The organism is Candidatus Tumulicola sp. (assembly GCA_036490475.1).
Classification (GTDB): Bacteria; Vulcanimicrobiota; Vulcanimicrobiia; order Vulcanimicrobiales; family Vulcanimicrobiaceae; genus Tumulicola.
In genome coordinates this window covers 349,977-366,946 of the sequence record DASXDT010000006.1, presented here as the reverse complement: position 1 = coordinate 366,946, position 16,970 = coordinate 349,977, and the positions used below count along the sequence as shown (strand labels likewise).

Genomic DNA, 16,970 nt, shown 5'->3' with positions numbered 1-16,970 from the left:
ACCTGTGTCACAACCCGGTTGGCCTCAGCGCTTCCTCAGGTAACGGCCGGCGCACATTTCGCCCTTCCAATGGGGCGACGAACGGGGCGTCGCGCCGTGCATCCCTTGTAATAAGGATCGAGGAGCAATGAGTACTTCACGCACGCTTCGTCGAGCGGGTTTGGCAGTTGCGCTCCTGGTCGCATTCCTCGTCCAGGGAACATGGGTTCTGGCGGGAACGACCGGCGGCCTCAGCGGCCAAGTCACCGACGAAACCGGAGCCCCCGTCGCGGGCGCCGCGGTCAAAGCCGCGTCCGCTTCGCAGACGGTTACCGCCACCACCGACGGCGGCGGCCATTTTTCGTTCCTCTCGCTTGCGCCCGACACGTACATCGTTTCGGTGAGCAAGCCAGGGTACGCACCAGCCTCCAACCCGGGCGTGGTCGTTTTTGCCGACCAAGCTCAAAATCTCGCTCTGCGGGTGCAAAAGGGTGCCCTAAAAACGATCGTTCACGTGTCGTCGACCGCGTCCGGAAACCTCGTTAAATCCGGTACGACAGCCGACGTCTACTCTGTCAATTCCGCCACCCAGCAAGCGGTGCAAGGCACCGGCGGTGGCTACAATCTCGACAGCGCCTACTCTGCGATTTATTCGCAGCCTGGCGTAACGTCGCAGATCGGCATGTATGGCTTCGGCCAGGTCTACTACATTCGCGGTTCGGCGTACAGTCAAGTCGGCTACGAGTACGACGGGATCCCCGTCAACCGCGCGTTCGACAACTATAACGGCCAATCGCTTTCAAACTTAGGCTCGCAAGAGACCGAAGTGTACACCGGCGGCTCGCCTGCCGGCGGCTCGTCGGCAACGCTCGGCGGCTACGTCAACCAGGTGATTAAGACCGGCACGTTCCCGGGGTATGCGCAAGCAAATCTCGGCATCGGTACGCCGGGCTTCTATCATAAGGCCGGCGTCGAAGCCGGCGGCGCGACGCCCGATCGTTTGTTCTCGTGGTACGTCGGCATCCAAGGCAACAATCAAACGTACAACACGATCGACAACAATAACGGTGCCGGGATTCCGACCGACGGCAGCGGTCCAGACGGAATCTTTTCGTCGGACTTCAACCCGATCGCCGGTGTATTCACCGACTACGGAAACGGTCCGTACTCGACGTGTACGCCCAACGGGCCGCCTAAGGGCGCATCGGTAAACATCATCCCCGTTTGTAACTCCTACGCACCATGGGCGGGCTCGGGCTTTCTGGGCACGCCGTTGGTGACGCAAGATCGTGAGAACATCATCAACCTCCACTTCGGCATCCCCCATCATGGCGATGCCGGCCGCGATGATATCCAAGCGTTGTTTTACAACTTTGGATATCACCAAGAGTTCGGTGGCTCGATCGATCAACAGGGCGGTTTAGGTTTCTTAAACAGCAACCTCGCCGGCTGGGGCGGACCCAGCGGATACGCCGAAGCCTTCGGCGCGGGAGCATATAACGGTCTCAATGGGCCGTATAGCAACTTGTGCGGATACAACGCGGTGCTGTTCGGTCCGGGCGCGTGCGCGACGACCGGCGGATCTCCGCTGCGCTACGCCGACACGACGATCTTTAATCCCGGCACGACGTTCGGTCAGAGCGCCACTGGTGTCGGATCGACGACGTATTTCGCACCGAGCCAAGTCCAACACAGTCCCGGTGCGGGCATCTCGCCGACGAACCTCGATACCACGTGGAACGACGGTTCGATCATCAAGCTGCAATACCAGAAGAATATCGGTTCGAACGCCTACGTGCGATTGCTCGGCTATACGTTCTATTCCGACTGGCTCATGTCGTCGGCCAATTTCGCCGGCCAATTCGTGACCGGATATGGCTACCTCAGCACCGGCGCCGATTATCCGTCGCCCGATTACGAGTTGAGCTCGCATACGCGCGGACTTCAACTGCAGGCGGCAGATCAGGTCAACGCGCAAAACTTGTTGACCTTCACCGGCAACTACACGACGGCGAATGTAACGCGCTGGAACAACCAATGGTACGCCGCACCGGGCAATGTGACGAACTTGGTGGGCGCCAACGGTCAGTGCTACGACGCAGGCTCCGGAGCGTTATCTAACTGCCTCGAGAATGGCACAGCGGGATCGTACTCGAACCCGACGCCATCGACGTGGAGCGGCGGAAGCGCCTGCGCGAATCTTCCGAAAAATTCGCCTGCTTGCGCGGCCAACGCGAACTTCATCGTTACCGTGCCGCAAGGCTACGGTACGATCAACGAGGTGCAACCGCAGTTTTCGTCGGCGGCGCTCCAAGACGAGTTTCGTCCGAACGATAAACTCGACCTCAACCTCGGCGTTCGTTTCGAAAGTTACGTTTACGATCTCCAGAATACGGACACTGCCGAGAACAACTTCTGGTTCGCGCAAGCGGCCAACGCCTATTGTTACGATCCGGGTACGGGACAGCCGATTCTCGTGCAAGTGCCGCTCGGATCGCCGCCGAGCCAAGCCGGCCCGGTGATCGCTCCGAATAGCGGATCCGCCGAAAAGCCCGGATTGTGTTACGAATCGGGTGGTTCACCGCTCATCGCCCCGTCCGGCAAACAAGCGCTGCATCCGAACGGTAAGAACGGAAGCATGCTGTACACCAACCAAGGCGTTAACGGTTTCTCACATCCCGAATGGTCGCCGCGCGTCGGCGGGACGTACACATTCGATCCGAACACCGTCGTTCGTTTCAGCTACGGCCGGTACACGCAACCGACGCAAACCGCGTACGAGCAGTACCTCAACGCATCGGGCCTGGGGGCCGCGAAGTTCGACTTCACGCACTTCTGGGGGCTCGGATTCGACACGCCGAACCACGACAATCCCGTGCAGGTTTCGAACAACTACGACTTGTCGTTCGAAGAGCATCTGAAGGGAACGGACGTCACGCTCAAGCTGTCGCCATTCTATCGATACACGACCAACCAGCTCGTGACGGTATCGTTGGGCGGAAGCTTCGCCTCGGCGATTAACGCCGCGACGCAGCGCACCGAAGGTGTCGAGCTCGCCATTCAAAAAGGCGACCCGTCACGCAACGGTCTGTCGGGTCAGCTCAGCTACACCTACACCAACGCGAAAATCAAATACAGTACGTTGGCGAACGGTTCGAACGCCATCGACGTGATCAACGGATACATCACGGCGTTCAACGGTCTCACCAAAGCAGGCGGCGGTTCTCCCTGGTATTGCACCAACGGGAAAGGCCCAAATGGAAGCAACGGAGGGTCGCAAAACGGCGTTTGTGGAGCGAAGCAACAACCGATCGCGAATCCGTACTACGGGGACTCGCTCCAAGGTACGCTTGATCGCAACGGTTGGTACGATACGTACGCGAACAACCCGCCGCAGTCGTCGCCGGATACGGTAACGTCCTCGGCCATCTCACCCAACGTGTTCACCGGCTTCTTGAACTTCAAGCACGATCGCTTCACGGCGACGGTGAACGCCATTCTCAACGAAGGCACGACCTACGGTTCTCCGCTTGCGATCGTCGGTCTGGATCCGCGCGTATGCTCGGCCAACCAGAGCGGCGTCGCGGGCATCGGTGCACCATACAAAGGGTATGCCAACTACCAGTCCTGCGGTTTTTCGGGTGCGGTCACCTCGGGATATCTCGCGATTCCCGATCCGCAGACGGGTAACTTCGACGGCTTAACGCAGTTCCGCGAACCGTGGCAGCTCAATATGGGCTTGCAGTTCGGGTACGCAGTGACGCCGCGAATTCAACTGACCGCGACGTTGGCGAACGTCGTCAACACCTGCTTCGGCGGTTCGGCCGAAAATTGGACCGCGGCGTACAAGCCGAACGGTATTGTGTGCGGATACGCCCCGAACGGTTTCGCGTACGTCGGCAATCAGCCGGGTGCGGGATTCTTCTACGGAGCCTCCGGTCACGATCCGGCCAACGGAACGGCGGGATACCCTGGAGTATTCAACCAGCAGTATCAACCGCTGTTCAACGCGATTCCATTCCAAGTCTACTTTAACGCTCAGATCCGTCTCTAGCGCCACAACGGAGCGTTGACCACGAGAGCCTTCCGCTTAGGCGGAAGGCTCTTTGCGTTTGCACTCCTTCCGAACGCGGTCACGCAATGCAAGCATTCATCGTTAGCCAAGTATGAGGGGTCGCCGACTCGTCGTCGCGCTCGTCCTAGCGGCATCCATGTATGCTGCTTCGCCTGCCGCCGAACCCTACGGACCGCAGTCGTTTGCGGGTAACACCGGCTGGCTGAATAGCGGCCCCATCGACGCGCACTCGTTGCGCGGGTCGATCGTGCTAGTCGACTTTTGGGAGTACACGTGCGTCAACTGCTTGCGTACGTTGCCATATTTGCGCGAGTGGTACAAACGCTACGCGAAGTACGGCTTTACGATCGTCGGCGTCCACACACCCGAGTTCGATTTTTCGGCGCAACCCGTCAACGTCCAAGCTGCCGTCCGCCGATTGGACATCGGATGGCCGGTAGTGATGGATGCGAACCTCGCAATTTGGAATCAATATCGCAACGACGGCTGGCCGCACGAATATCTGTACGATCGCGGCGGGCGGCTGGTCGAAAGCGTTTTCGGCGAAGGGCGCTATCAGGATACCGAACGCGAGATCCAGCGGCTGTTGGAGGCCGGCGGCGTGCACGGGCTTCCACCGGTCGTTCCGCTGCTGGCCCAAGATAGTTACGACAAACCGGGCGCCGTGTGCTATCCGCAAACTGCCGAGCTGATCGTGAAGCACGTTCCGGTCGCAAACGCCGGCGCGTTCGAGCAGCCCGGCGGCGAGAACCAATATCTCGACAGCGCACACCACGTCGATGGCCGTTTGTATCTGCAAGGCTATTGGAAGCGTTCGTCCGACGCGGTCGTCACCACCGCCCCTAGCGATTCGGCGGCGCTGGCCTATCACGCGATCCAAGTGGTCGCCGTCATGAAACCTGAAAATGGCAGCGCGATTCACGTCGACGTGACGCAGAACGGACGCCCGTTGTCGCGCGCCGACGCCGGCAGCGACATTCGCTTCGATTCCGCGGGCCAGTCGTTCGTAATCGTCGATGCCGCGCGCGCCTACGATCTCGTTGCGAACCCCGCATTCGGCCAATACGAGCTGCGCCTGTCCCCACAGCAATACGGACTGGGGCTGTACAGTTTTGCATTCGAGTCGTGCGAGGTTCCGCATCCATGAAAATTATCGTCGTCTTGCTCTGCGCGATATTTGCGACCGCGACCCTCGCGCGTGCCGACGAGCAGCCGACCAATACCGGCCCGCTCTCGCCTTCGGAGCAGTCGTTCGTCGACACGGTTCGTATCGATTTGTTACATCGCTTTCCGCGCGTTACCGATGCGGAAAAGGCCGGATACGTACGCTACACCGGCATCGACGATACCGGCGCGGTCAGCTACGCCGACCGTCGTTGGAACTCCGACCCAACCCATCCCAGTCAGCTCTGGTACGACGTGTCGGGCAATCTCTTGGGTGCCGATTTTTCCGTGCCGCGTCCGCATCAAGAAGCGCGTCCCGTCCTATGGGGCATCGACGCCGGACGCTGGTACGAATTTAACGGACACGTGCACTATACGATCGTCGATCCAAGCCAGAAGAAAACGATCTATGACCAATGGGTTTGGAACGACGACTTCACGGCCGCCGGCGGCAGTTTGAGCGATCCGTCGGCAGAGACACTGGTTAAACTCGGACGCGTACCATCGGCCACCGACGTAGGCACGATTTTCGAATTTCCGACAATTTGGGATCTCGTCGTGTGGGTGCGCCCTCACAGTGCCGGTTTGCTGCACTGGTAAAGGATGAAAACCGGCCGGCATCAATCGTAGGACTCTAAGCGCGCGAGCGAAAGCTGACAAAATTGGGATTCACGCAATAAACGGTGGAGGAGCGCGGCTATGAGTATTCGTGGCATCGTCCGGCGGGTTGGCACGGCCGGTATTTGTGCGATCACTTTTTTGCTCGCTCCGGCATGGGGCTTGGCCGGCACGACCGGTGCGCTGAGCGGCCGCGTCGTGAACGAAAGCGGCGCCGCCGTCGCGGGCGCGGTCGTTCGAGCTTCGTCCCCATCGCAAAATGCCACGACGACTTCGGACGCTTCGGGGCACTTCGCGTTTCTGACCCTCGCACCCGATACATACGTCGTCACGGCAGATAAGAACGGATTCGGCGGCGCGTCGACCGCGGGCGTGACGGTCTTCGCCGATCAAAACCTGACCCTTCAACTGCTGCTTCGCAAGTCGCTGAAGAACATCGCGAACGTGACGTCGCAGGCGCGCGGGACGTTGGTGCAACCGGGCACGACGGTCGACGTCTACGCGGTCAACTCGGCGACGGCAGCGCAGCTCGCCACCGGCGCCGGCGGCAACAATCTCGATAGCTCGTATTCGGCAATCTACCAGCAGCCCGGCGTGTTAGGCTTGCCGGGCAACTACGGTTTCGGGCAAGTCTTTTTCATCCACGGTTCGAGCTATAACCAGATCGGTTACGAGTTCGACGGCGTGCCCGTCAACCGTTCGTTCGACAACTATCAGGCCAGCTCGCTGTCCAACTTGGGCGCTTCGTCGGTCGAAGTGTACACCGGCGGTGGTCCCGCTAACGCGACGTCTCCGACGCTGGGCGGCTACATCAACCAGGTCATCAAGACCGGAACGTTTCCCGGATACGCCAACGCGACCCTCGGCGTCGGGTCGCCGGCCTACTATCACAAAGCCGAAGTCGAGGCCGGCGGCTCGACGCCAGACCGTTTATTCTCGTGGTACGTCGGCATTCGCGGTACCAATCAAATCCCATACGAGTACAACGACGAGAACGGTGGTAATCTCAATCCCGACGGCGACAACCCGTATGCGGTGCAAGGCTTCTCGTTCAATACGCTGTTACTTCCACCCGAAGAAATTCTGGGAACCAGCGCACGCGGACCCTGGTCGACGTGCATCGACGGTGGCGCAGTAGCGCCGGCCAACGGTTCGTATCTCTCGCCGCTCATCGCCCAAATCTATGGCCAGAAAAAGCTCGGCACGTGTAACGTGTACAGTCCGTTGGAAGCGACGGGGACCGTCGCACTGGGCGGCGACGATTTGAGCGATCGCGAAAACGTCATTAACTTCCACATCGGCATTCCGCATAAGAACGACGGCGGACGCGACGACGTTCAACTGCTCTACGACAATTTTTTCTACCAGACGACCTCGTGGGATAACCTCTCGACGTTCGGCGGCCTGCCGTTCTTTCAACAGTACCTTTCGCCGGCGGGCAACCCCAATGGATCCGGTGCGTACAACTCGTTTATGGTCAACCTATTTGGCAAGAAGTATGCGCTGCCGGCGGCGCAAATGCCGGCGTATGCTGGAATGTGCGCGTATTTCAATCTTTTCAACGAGTTCGGTGCGTCGCCCCCATGTGCGTCGACCGGGTATTCTCCCGCCCCGTACTACGACGCACAACAGATCGTCGGCGCGAAATTCGGACAATCCGCGCTCGGCTCGCCGAATATCGTAGCACCATATTACTTTCCGAGCACGGCTACGGACCGCGCATTCGGCTCCGGATTTTCTCCGTATCAAAACTCCGATACCAACAATAACGGCTCGATCATCAAAGTACAGTACACCAAGAATTTTGGATCTAGCGCTTTTCTGCGATTCTTCGCGTATTCGTTCTACTCCGACTGGTTGATGACCGATCCCAACTACGGCCTGACGCCGTTCTACGTCGGCGGCGGAGCGGCCGGCGACTACGAACTGAATACGCATACGCGCGGTCTCAATCTCGATTTTTCGGACCAGATCAACCAGCAAAACCTCTTGTCCGCCACGGCAAGCTATACGACGGCAAGCGTGTTGCGCAACAACAACCAGCAGTATACGTTCTCTGCAAACGGCACCCCGATCGCAACGCTGCAGGCCCCCGACGGTAGCTGCTATGCGGCGTACAATAACCAGCAGAAGGGCGGCCTAATCGACCCGGGTTATGCGAAGTCGCTGCAAGCCGGGGATCCCGTATCGTGCCTATCGGCACTTGCCGGCGCTCCGGTGAATGCAGTGCAACACGGCCAGAACAATTGTCCAGTGGGAAAAACCTTTGGGTGCCTGCAAGCCGTTCCGGGTGATACGCCCGCGGGCACGACGTGGAAGCTCACGCAGAACCTCGAACAAAATGCCAACATCAACACCGTCAGTCCAAAATTTCTCACCGCCGCACTGCAAGACGAGTGGCGGCCAAGTGACAAGCTCGACATCAACGCGGGCGTTCGATTCGAAAGCTACGGATACGGTCTGGGTAATTACGAGTCTGCCGAGCAGCAGTTCTGGTTCGCCCAAATCAACGCGACGGTGTGCGTCGACCCGCGCGGATTGCAACAAGTCAATCAGAGTGACTTTAACAACGGCCGGGATCGCTTCCGGCTGGTTCCAGACGGATATCCGTCCTACTTAACGACCGCTCCCGGTGTCGCATGTCCGACCGATCCGCTCACCGGCGATAAACTCTACCATCCAGGCCAACACGGCGTACCGGCAATCACGCTCGGTGGCAGCGGAACGATTACCAATAACACCGAATCGCCGCGTTTCGGGCTGACCTATGCGTTCAATCCGGATAGCGTCTTCCGCTTTTCGTACGGACGGTACACGCAACCGACGCCGACCGCCGACGAGCAAGTGCTGACGTATCCCGACGGCTACCAGATGGCGACCAATCTGTACGATTCGTCATATTACAACAATGGCTACGCGTCGATCGTGCACAACAATCCAGTCCAGTTTTCGAACAACTTCGATGCATCGTTCGAACAGCGGTTGAAGGGCACGGACTGGAGCTACAAGATCTCGCCGTACTATCGGTATACGTCCAATCAATCGGTGTCGGTGGCGCTTCCGGGTGGCCTCGCCGGCGCGTTTAACTCCGGCACGCAGAAGACGCAAGGCTTGGAAGTCGCGATCCAAAAAGGCGACGCATCGCGAAACGGCTTCTCGGGCCAGCTTTCGTACACGTATACGTATTCGCAGCTCAAGTACTCGTTGATCAACGGAACCAACATCGTCTCGACCTTGCTGAGCGCGCTAAAACCGTTCGTGAGCTTGGAAAAGATCAACGGCGGCGCGCAGTGCTATGCCAATGGTAAGCCCGAAAATTGTAAGAAATCGGACGCGGTGTACAACCCGTACTACAAGTTCACGTACACCAATGCCGAACTCGCGAGTCAGTATCCGCTGACCGCGTTCTATCCGACCTACGCCAACTATTTCCCAGACGGACTGAACGACGGCGACGGTTCGACGATCATTCCACCGAACGTGTTTGCCGGATTTCTATCGTACAAGCACAACCGCTTCCAAATTACCGCGACCGGCAATCTTTGGGAGGGTACGCAGTACGGTTCGCCTGCCGAGTTCGCGGGATACGATCCGCGGTCGTGTATCTATAACCAAGGCCAGCTCGGAATAGTGCCGGGCTCGAAGTACGGCGATTACCAAACCTGCGCGTCGGAAATCTCGATACCGAATCCCGTGACCGGCAAGTTCGACGGTATCGCGCAATATCGCGAGCCGTGGGAGTTTAATCTCGGCGCGCAGATCGGCTACGACATCACGCCCCGCATCCATGCGAGCGCGATGTTTGCAAACATCATGACCGCGTGTTTCGGCGGTTCGGCCGAGCCGTGGACGGCGGCATACCCGCCCAACGGCGTCATCTGCGGATATTATCCGAACAGCGAGTACTTAGGCTGGTCGCCGGGCGAAGCGTACAATACCGCCGGCGCCGGATACTTCTACGGTAATTCGCCGCACCAGTCGGTGAACGGCACGGCCGGCTACCCGAAGATCTTCGATCAGGCCTACGCGCCCTCGACGAGCCAGATCGCCTCGCCGTTCCAGGTATACATGACCGTACAGGTGCGTTTGTAGGGGAGCGCTCGAGCGCGGCGGGGCCGGAGCGTTGCGGAGCGAAGCGCTGGCACCGATGCAATACGGCTACAAGTGCGAGGATTGCGAGGTCGCAATCTTTCCGGTGACGACGCGCAGCGAGCTGCGGTGGCTCAAAGACCGCACCCACATCGTGCGCGAGGTCTCGAAGCACTCGACCGGGGGCCTCGACTCGTGGATGGCCGAGGGCTTCGCGTTTCTCGACGAGCACGAAGGTCACAGCATCGTGCTCGTCTCGCGGCGCTGAAGCGCCCGCCGGCCAAAAATAAAGATGGCGCCCAAGGGGCGCCATCTTCGCACATCACTGATTTTCGGGAACTACTCGGGGATTCGCAGCTTCTGACCTGGCTGCAGAGCAGCCCCATGCAAGTGGTTGACCGCGTCGATTGTATCGATGGTCTGCTGGATGTCGCCTCCGGCATCGTGCGCCGCGGCGATCGACCACAACGTGTCGCCTGGGTGCACCGTAACGTTGGCATACCGCTCAGCGCCGGCGGCATAGAGCCGCATGCTCGAGAGCGTCGGCAGCGCTACGATTAGACTGAGGGCCGCCAGCGCGATCGCCGGCATGAGCGTGAACCGTTTGCGCCTTACCACTTTTTGTTTCTCCCCTGCGAGCGTACGATTAAACCCGGTTTTCGGTCGGAAATCCCATATTTAGGGCCAAACGTCTGTTCGTCCACTACATTTTAGCACGAAGCTGCCAAGCGATGTCAAGATTTATCGAACGTATGTTTGCCAAGAAATTGAGAATATGGTACGGTGATACCGTTTTGAGGTGCCATATGGGTGGCATTGTCGCGCCTCGGATGGGAGAGAATTATGGCTGGATCGACCGGCGAACGGCCTGCGACCGAAAAGCAGACGCAGGTTCTGGCAGCGATCGACGCCTTCAGGGCCGAGCACGGCTACCCGCCGTCGGTTCGTGAGATCGGCCAGCGGGTCGGCCTGTCGTCCACCTCGACGATCCACGCCCATTTGAAAGCGCTCGAACGTCGCGGGTTGATCTCGCGCGATCCTACCAAGCCTCGAGCGCTGCGTTCGAGCAGCTTGGATCAGCAACCGATTCGCGACAGCGTCCTGCTGCCGATCGTCGGAAAGGTCGCCGCCGGCGTGCCAATCACTGCGGCCGAAAATATCGAGGGCGATTTCTTGCTCTCGGCCGATTTCGTCCCGCGCGCGTCGGACGCGTTCATGCTGCGCGTCCAGGGCGACTCGATGATCGACGCGGCGATTTTGGATGGCGACCTCTTAGTCGTCCGGCCCCGCCGTACGGCCGAAAACGGCGAAATCGTAGTCGCCATGCTCGACGGCGAGGCGACCGTCAAGCGCTACTACCGGGAGACGGGTCGCGTCCGATTGCAGCCGGAGAATCCGAGCATGGCGCCAATCTACGCGAGCGATGTCGAGATCCTCGGCCGAGTCGAGGCCGTCGTCCGGCGCTTATAGCGCCGCACTCTTTGCCTGGTTCGAGCGGCGGGCGGTTCCCGTCATGCGCCGCCTCGGAGACTGGCCCTTCGTCGTCGCCGTGCGCGAGGCGCTCCCCTGGAGTATCGGTGGTCTAGCCGTCGCCTTCGTCGCGGTGTTGTTCGTGCAGCCCGCGGCTCTCGGTCACAGCTCGTCCCTTGGATTACGCATCGCCGGCGCGCTGCTGCCCGCCTTCGGCGTAATGGCGGCCGTTCTGGCGGTCGCACTACCGTTGCGATTTGCCAGGTGTGCGCGCTACGCGCCCATCCCGATGGTCGCCGGCAGCGCGTTGGCTTTTTTGGCTGCGTTGCCGCATCGCGGAGCTCCCGATGTCGTCGCGTATCTGCGCGCGGTCGGTCCTTCGGGTTTGTTTTTGGCGATGATGGCGTGCGGTCTAACGGCCTTTTTCGCGTGGTTGCTGCGGTCGCGCGAATCGGTCGCTCGTCAATGGCTCGCTGCGGCAACGGCGATAGCGTTTTTCCTGGGACTCGCGCTGCTTGGGGTCGTTCCGTCGGCCCTTATTGCCGAGGCGATGCACCCGATCGCACGCATGGGCGATTCTTACCTCGCGCTGGTGGTCATCGTGCTCGCCCAATCGCTGTTGTGGTCGGCCGGGGTCCACGGACCGGCATTGCTGGCTACGATCGTGACGCCGGTCTATCTGACGATGCAGATGCAAAACACGCACGCATATTCCTCACACTCGCCATTGCCGTTCATCGTGGTCACGTCGTTGTTTCTATTCGTTTTCCCGGGAGGATCGGGGTCGACGCTGCCGTTGGCTGCGATGCTGTCGTTTTCGCGCGTCAAACATCTGCGGAGGATCGGCCGTCTGACGATTCTTCCGGCGCTATGTAACATCAACGACCCGCTGATCTTTGGCTTGCCGATCGTCTTCAATCCATATCTCATCGTGCCGTTTATCCTCGCTCCGCTGATTCTCGCGACGCTGACGTACGCAGCCGTCGCGTTCGGCTTCGTCGCGCGCGCGGCGTTTTACGTGCCGTCGTCGATTCCGTCGTTCGTTTCGGCGTATGTAGCGACCCAGGACGTACGATCCGTCGCATTGGTAGCGATCAACATCGGCATCGCGACGCTCGTGTATTACCCATTCGTCCGCGCGTACGAACGCCATCTGGAAAGCACTCTCAGCGTATGAGCCTCCACCGTATGTGCGATCGCTTGTCGCTGCCGTCCGCACTTCGCCTGGCTGCCGAACGCGCGCACGAACGGACGCGCGATATCGTATACGACGCGCAGCGCGAGGTTGCGCTCAACGTGCTCGATGCCTTTCTCGCGCAAGGCATCGCGGAGAGCGATCTAACCGGTACGTTCGGATACGGGTACGACGACGCGGCGCGCGCTACGTACGAGGCGCTCCTCGCGCGCATTTTTGGCACCGAGCGCGTTCTGGCGCGTCTCTCGATCGTGAGCGGTACGCACGCCATCGTCGTCGCATTAGCTGCATGCGCGCCCTCGGGCAGCGGCATTCTGGCCGCAACCGGACGTCCGTACGACACGTTGCGTAACGCGATCGTCGACGATCCGCGCTCCCTGGTCGCGCGCGGCCGGCGCTATCGCGAGATCGCCCTGTGCGACGACGGAACGGTCGACACCGGCGCGCTCCAACGCGCGCTGTCCGAAGAGCGTGCTTCGGTCGTCTTCTTGCAACGTTCGCGCGGATACGCGCCGCGCCGGTCGATTCCGGTCGACGAATGTGCGCGCGCCGTTCGCGCGGTCAAAGCGATCGATCCCGATGCGTTGGTGCTGATCGATAACTGTTACGGCGAACTGGTCGAGGAACGCGAACCGACGCATGCCGGCGCGGATGCAATCATGGGTTCGTTAATTAAGAATCTCGGCGGCTCGATCGCGCCGGGCGGAGGATATATCGCCGGTACGGCCGCCGTCGTCGATCGCGTCGCCGCCTATCTCTACGCGCCGGGCTTAGGGGATGCGTTGGGGCCGACACTTGGATTCGGCCGGGCGTTCGTGCAAGGGCTTTTTCTCGCACCGGCCGTCGTCGAACAATGCTTACGCGGCCTGGATTTTGCGGCCGCGCTTTTTGACGAACTCGGCTTCGCCGTCGATCCGCAACCGGGGGAACGCCGCACCGATATCGTTCAGGCCATTCGTTTGGGCTCGTCCGAGCGATTGTTGCGGTTCGCGGCCGGTTTGCAATCCGCGATGCCATTGAACGCGCGGTTCCGGCCCGAGCCCGGTCCCGTCCCGGGCTACCGCGACCCGGTCGTCATGTCGGGCGGTGCGTTCGTAGCCGGGGCAACCATCGAACTCTCGTGCGATGCGCCGTTGCGCCCACCGTTCGACGTGTACTTGCAGGGCGGAACGTCGGCCGATCACGTACGCTTCGGCGCTCTGTCGGCGGCGAAGTCCGTGGCGGAATTGTGACCGCGCTAGAGAAGGCAAAATGTGGATGTACTTGCTCGAGGTCCTAAGCGGCCCGCTGGACGGTAAAACGTGGCCGTTCGAACGTGAGATCACGATCGGGCGGGACGACGCGGTCGCGGCGGCCTGTATTTCCTTGGATCGCTACGTTTCGAGACGGCACGCGCGCGTGCGCATCATCGAAAAGGGCGCGATCGTCCTCACCGATCTGGACAGTCGAAACGGCGTCAAACTCGACGGCCAGCCCGTCCAGGGCGACGCGTGTCTGGCTGTCGGGCTTCCGTTCACAATAGGACGCACCGTCCTGCGGGTGACGCGAGCGTAATCTCGCCGCACTCCAATGCAGCTCGTTACAACGATCGAAGCGGCGCGCGCCACGTTCGCAGCGCTCCCCCGTCCGCTCGGTTTTGTTCCGACGATGGGTGCTTTGCATGAAGGCCATCTAGAATTGGTGCGCACCGCGCGCGAGCGCTGCGCGTCGGTTGGCGTGTCGATCTTCGTCAACCCGCTGCAGTTCGGTCCGCAAGAAGATTTTGCGGCGTATCCGCGCGACCTCGAACGCGATCGCGCGGCACTGGCCGCTGCCGGCGTGGACGTGCTGTTCGCTCCCGACCCCGCTGCGATGTATCCGCCCGGCTTCAGCACCGTCATCGATCCGGGTCCGGCCGGCGTGACGTTCGAAGGCGCGGTGCGTCCCGGACATTTCAGCGGCGTCGCCACCGTCGTGGCGAAGTTGCTGCACGTCGCCGAGCCCGACATCTTGCTGTTGGGGCAAAAGGACGCGCAACAAACCGTGGTGTTGCGGCGCATGATCTCCGACCTCGCGTTCGGCGTGGACGTCGCGATCGTTCCGACCGTGCGAGAGCCCGATGGATTGGCGCTCTCGAGCCGGAACGCATATCTCAACGAAACGCAACGGTCGGCGGCGCCATCGTTGCATCGCGCGCTCGAAGCGATGCGCGACGAATTGCTGCGCGGTGCGCCCAAAGAGCGTGCGCGCGCCGTGGCCGAACGGGTCTTGTCCGAACCGGGGGTAGCGGGTTATTTCGACGCCGTCGACGCGACGACGTTCGAAACGCTCGACCACATCGATCGTGCGGCGTTCGTCATTGGAGCCGCTCGCTTTGGAACGACCCGGCTGATCGATAACCTGCTGGTCGAACCGAAGGGTTAAAAATGAACGGCGCGCGCGTTTTTTTGGGCGTCACCGGTGGGATCGCCGCGTACAAGGCGGCGGCTCTCACGAGTGCCATGGTGCAACGCGGCGCCGAAGTGGATGTCGTGATGACGGCCGAAGCGGAGCGTTTCGTCGGCGCGCTCACGTTTTCGTCGCTCACCGCACGACCGGTCTTTACGTCGTTGTGGGACGCACCCGAAGAGATCCCGCATATCCGGCTGGTTCGGGCGGCGAACGTCGCGGCGATCGTTCCGGCTACTGCCAACATCATCGCGAAACTTGCGTCGGGCATCGCCGACGATCTCTTGACGACCGCGATCTTGGCGGCTCGCATTCCGATTCTGATCGCGCCCGCGATGAACTCCGCCATGTACGAACACGCTGCGACGCAAGCCAATCTTGCGATTTTGGCGGCGCGCGGCTACGAAATCGTCGAGCCGGAGCGCGGATTTCTGGCCGAGCGCGAAACCGGCACGGGACGCCTCGCGAATGAGGAGCGATTGCTCGATGCGATCGAACGCGCCATCGCCCGGCGACGTTCGCTGGCCGGTAAACGCGTCGCGATTACGGCCGGCCCGACTCGCGAAGCGTTCGACCCCGTGCGGTTTTTAAGTAACGCGTCGACCGGCGCGACCGGAATCGCGTTGGCTCGCGAGGCGGCGTTGCGCGGGGCGTTAGTCACCTTACTCCTGGGACCCACCCAGCTGCAACCGCCTCCGGGCGTCGAGATCGTTCGCGTAACGACGGCGCGGGAACTGATGGACGCCGCACTAGAACATGCCGCCGGCGCCGATCTCGTCATCGCGACCGCAGCGGTCGCCGATTGGCGGCCGCGCGTCGAGCAGGCGCAGAAATTGAAAAAAGGCGACGACGTGCAGACGCTCGAGGTGGTCGCCAATCCCGACGTGCTGGCCGAGTTGGGACGCCGCAAAGGCGGCGGTTTTTTGGTCGGATTTGCGGCCGAAACCGAAAACTTTGAAGCCAACGCGCGCGAAAAACTCGAACGCAAGCACCTGGATGCGATCGCCGTTAACGACGTCGGTGGCGAACGGGGATTCGGGGCTGGAGAAAACACGCTGACCCTGTTGTGGGGCAACGACGGACGCCGGGAGTTGGGTACTGCGGACAAATCGACGCTTGCGGCGCGGCTGTTGAATGCCGTCGAGGAGTTGATGCGATGCTCTTGACCATCGATGCGGGAAATAGCGAGATCAAACTCGGTTGTTTCGATCGGGCCGGCACGTTGACCGCGACATGGCGCGTGACGACCGACGTGCGCCGGACCCCCGACGAATACGCGACGTTGTTTCGACAGTTGTTCGCGCAAGGCGGAATCGATCCGCACGCAGTCGCTGCCGCGGCCGTCGCCAGCGTCGTGCCGAAACTCGATCCGGTCTTTGACGAAGTCTGTCGCAGCGCGTTCGGTGTAACGCCGGCCTTCTTGCATCCGGAGACGCAAACCGTCATCCCGGTTCGCACGGCATACCCATCGCAGTCCGGAGCGGATTTGGTAGCGGCCGCCATCGGCGGGCGCGCGCGGTTCGGCGCGCCGCTCATCGTCGTGTGTTACGGCACCGCATCGGTGTTCGTCGCGGTCGCCGCCGACGGTGCCTACGATGGCGTGGCGATCGCGCCGGGCATCGCGATCTCGATCGACGCGCTGATTGCCCGCACCGCCAAACTGCCGCAGGTCGCCCTCGATTCGCCGAACTCTGCGATCGGCCGGACGACCGAAGACGCGTTGCGTTCCGGCATCGTGTACGGTTTCGCAGGTCAGACCGATGCGATCGTATCGCGCATGCGTGACGAACTCGGCGGAAACGCGCGCGTCGTCGCGACCGGTGGGTTGGCCGAACTGTTCGCACGCCATACCTCGACCGTGCAAGAGGTCGATCCGCATCTCAGCCTGCGCGGTTTACAACTCTTCCACGCATCGCTGGAGGACTGAATCGCGCCGGCGCCGCGCCTACGCAC

Annotated in this window: 13 protein-coding genes; 12 read left to right on the top strand and 1 reads right to left on the bottom strand. The window is 61.0% G+C overall.

The features are described 5' to 3' along the window. The first annotated feature begins 127 nt into the window (after positions 1 to 127). The 5 genes from VGF98_09390 to VGF98_09370 all read left to right on the top strand — a co-directional run bounded on the left by VGF98_09390 (position 128) and on the right by VGF98_09370 (position 10,193). Positions 128 to 4,033: a TonB-dependent receptor gene (locus VGF98_09390; GenBank protein HEY1681836.1), complete on the top strand. Its 3,906-nt coding sequence runs from the start codon at positions 128 to 130 to the stop codon at positions 4,031 to 4,033. A 112-nt stretch (positions 4,034 to 4,145) separates the two neighbouring features. Continuing rightward, positions 4,146 to 5,201 carry a redoxin domain-containing protein gene (locus VGF98_09385; protein ID HEY1681835.1) on the top strand — a complete coding sequence of 352 codons (1,056 nt, stop codon included), beginning with the start codon at positions 4,146 to 4,148 and terminating at the stop codon, positions 5,199 to 5,201. Continuing rightward, complete coding sequence (locus VGF98_09380) at positions 5,198 to 5,818, top strand: hypothetical protein (GenBank protein HEY1681834.1); 621 nt, start codon at positions 5,198 to 5,200, stop codon at positions 5,816 to 5,818. The genes VGF98_09385 and VGF98_09380 overlap by 4 nt, the downstream gene beginning before the upstream one ends. A gap of 99 nt (positions 5,819 to 5,917) precedes the next feature. Beyond that, positions 5,918 to 9,928: a TonB-dependent receptor gene (locus VGF98_09375; protein HEY1681833.1), complete on the top strand. Its 4,011-nt coding sequence runs from the start codon at positions 5,918 to 5,920 to the stop codon at positions 9,926 to 9,928. 55 nt (positions 9,929 to 9,983) lie between these two features. Continuing rightward, positions 9,984 to 10,193, top strand: coding sequence for a hypothetical protein (locus VGF98_09370; GenBank protein ID HEY1681832.1), 210 nt, complete (start codon positions 9,984 to 9,986; stop codon positions 10,191 to 10,193). A gap of 71 nt (positions 10,194 to 10,264) precedes the next feature. Here VGF98_09370 and VGF98_09365 read toward each other — a convergent pair whose 3' ends face one another. Continuing rightward, entirely contained in the window at positions 10,265 to 10,543 is a 279-nt protein-coding gene (locus tag VGF98_09365; protein ID HEY1681831.1) for a LysM peptidoglycan-binding domain-containing protein, read from the bottom strand. Between the two features lie 225 nt (positions 10,544 to 10,768). Here VGF98_09365 and lexA point away from each other — a divergent pair, with 225 nt between their 5' ends. Genes lexA through VGF98_09330 form a run of 7 tightly spaced genes read left to right on the top strand, consistent with a single transcriptional unit; the run spans position 10,769 to position 16,944 of the window. Next, a complete protein-coding gene (gene lexA / locus VGF98_09360) occupies positions 10,769 to 11,395 on the top strand; it encodes a transcriptional repressor LexA (GenBank protein HEY1681830.1) in 627 nt (208 codons plus the stop codon). Between the two features lie 43 nt (positions 11,396 to 11,438). Then, positions 11,439 to 12,572 carry a PTS transporter subunit EIIC gene (locus tag VGF98_09355; GenBank protein ID HEY1681829.1) on the top strand — a complete coding sequence of 378 codons (1,134 nt, stop codon included), beginning with the start codon at positions 11,439 to 11,441 and terminating at the stop codon, positions 12,570 to 12,572. Then, positions 12,569 to 13,822, top strand: coding sequence for a methionine gamma-lyase family protein (locus VGF98_09350; protein ID HEY1681828.1), 1,254 nt, complete (start codon positions 12,569 to 12,571; stop codon positions 13,820 to 13,822). The genes VGF98_09355 and VGF98_09350 overlap by 4 nt, the downstream gene beginning before the upstream one ends. Positions 13,823 to 13,841: 19 nt before the next feature. Then, on the top strand, positions 13,842 to 14,144 hold the full coding sequence (locus VGF98_09345) for an FHA domain-containing protein (GenBank protein HEY1681827.1): 303 nt from the start codon (positions 13,842 to 13,844) through the stop codon (positions 14,142 to 14,144). A gap of 15 nt (positions 14,145 to 14,159) precedes the next feature. Then, positions 14,160 to 14,993, top strand: a complete 834-nt coding sequence (panC, locus tag VGF98_09340; GenBank protein ID HEY1681826.1) for a pantoate--beta-alanine ligase — start codon at positions 14,160 to 14,162, stop codon at positions 14,991 to 14,993. A 2-nt stretch (positions 14,994 to 14,995) separates the two neighbouring features. Then, positions 14,996 to 16,183 carry a bifunctional phosphopantothenoylcysteine decarboxylase/phosphopantothenate--cysteine ligase CoaBC gene (gene coaBC / locus VGF98_09335; GenBank protein HEY1681825.1) on the top strand — a complete coding sequence of 396 codons (1,188 nt, stop codon included), beginning with the start codon at positions 14,996 to 14,998 and terminating at the stop codon, positions 16,181 to 16,183. Continuing rightward, positions 16,174 to 16,944, top strand: coding sequence for a type III pantothenate kinase (locus tag VGF98_09330; GenBank protein HEY1681824.1), 771 nt, complete (start codon positions 16,174 to 16,176; stop codon positions 16,942 to 16,944). The genes coaBC and VGF98_09330 overlap by 10 nt, the downstream gene beginning before the upstream one ends. Positions 16,945 to 16,970 lie beyond the last annotated feature (26 nt).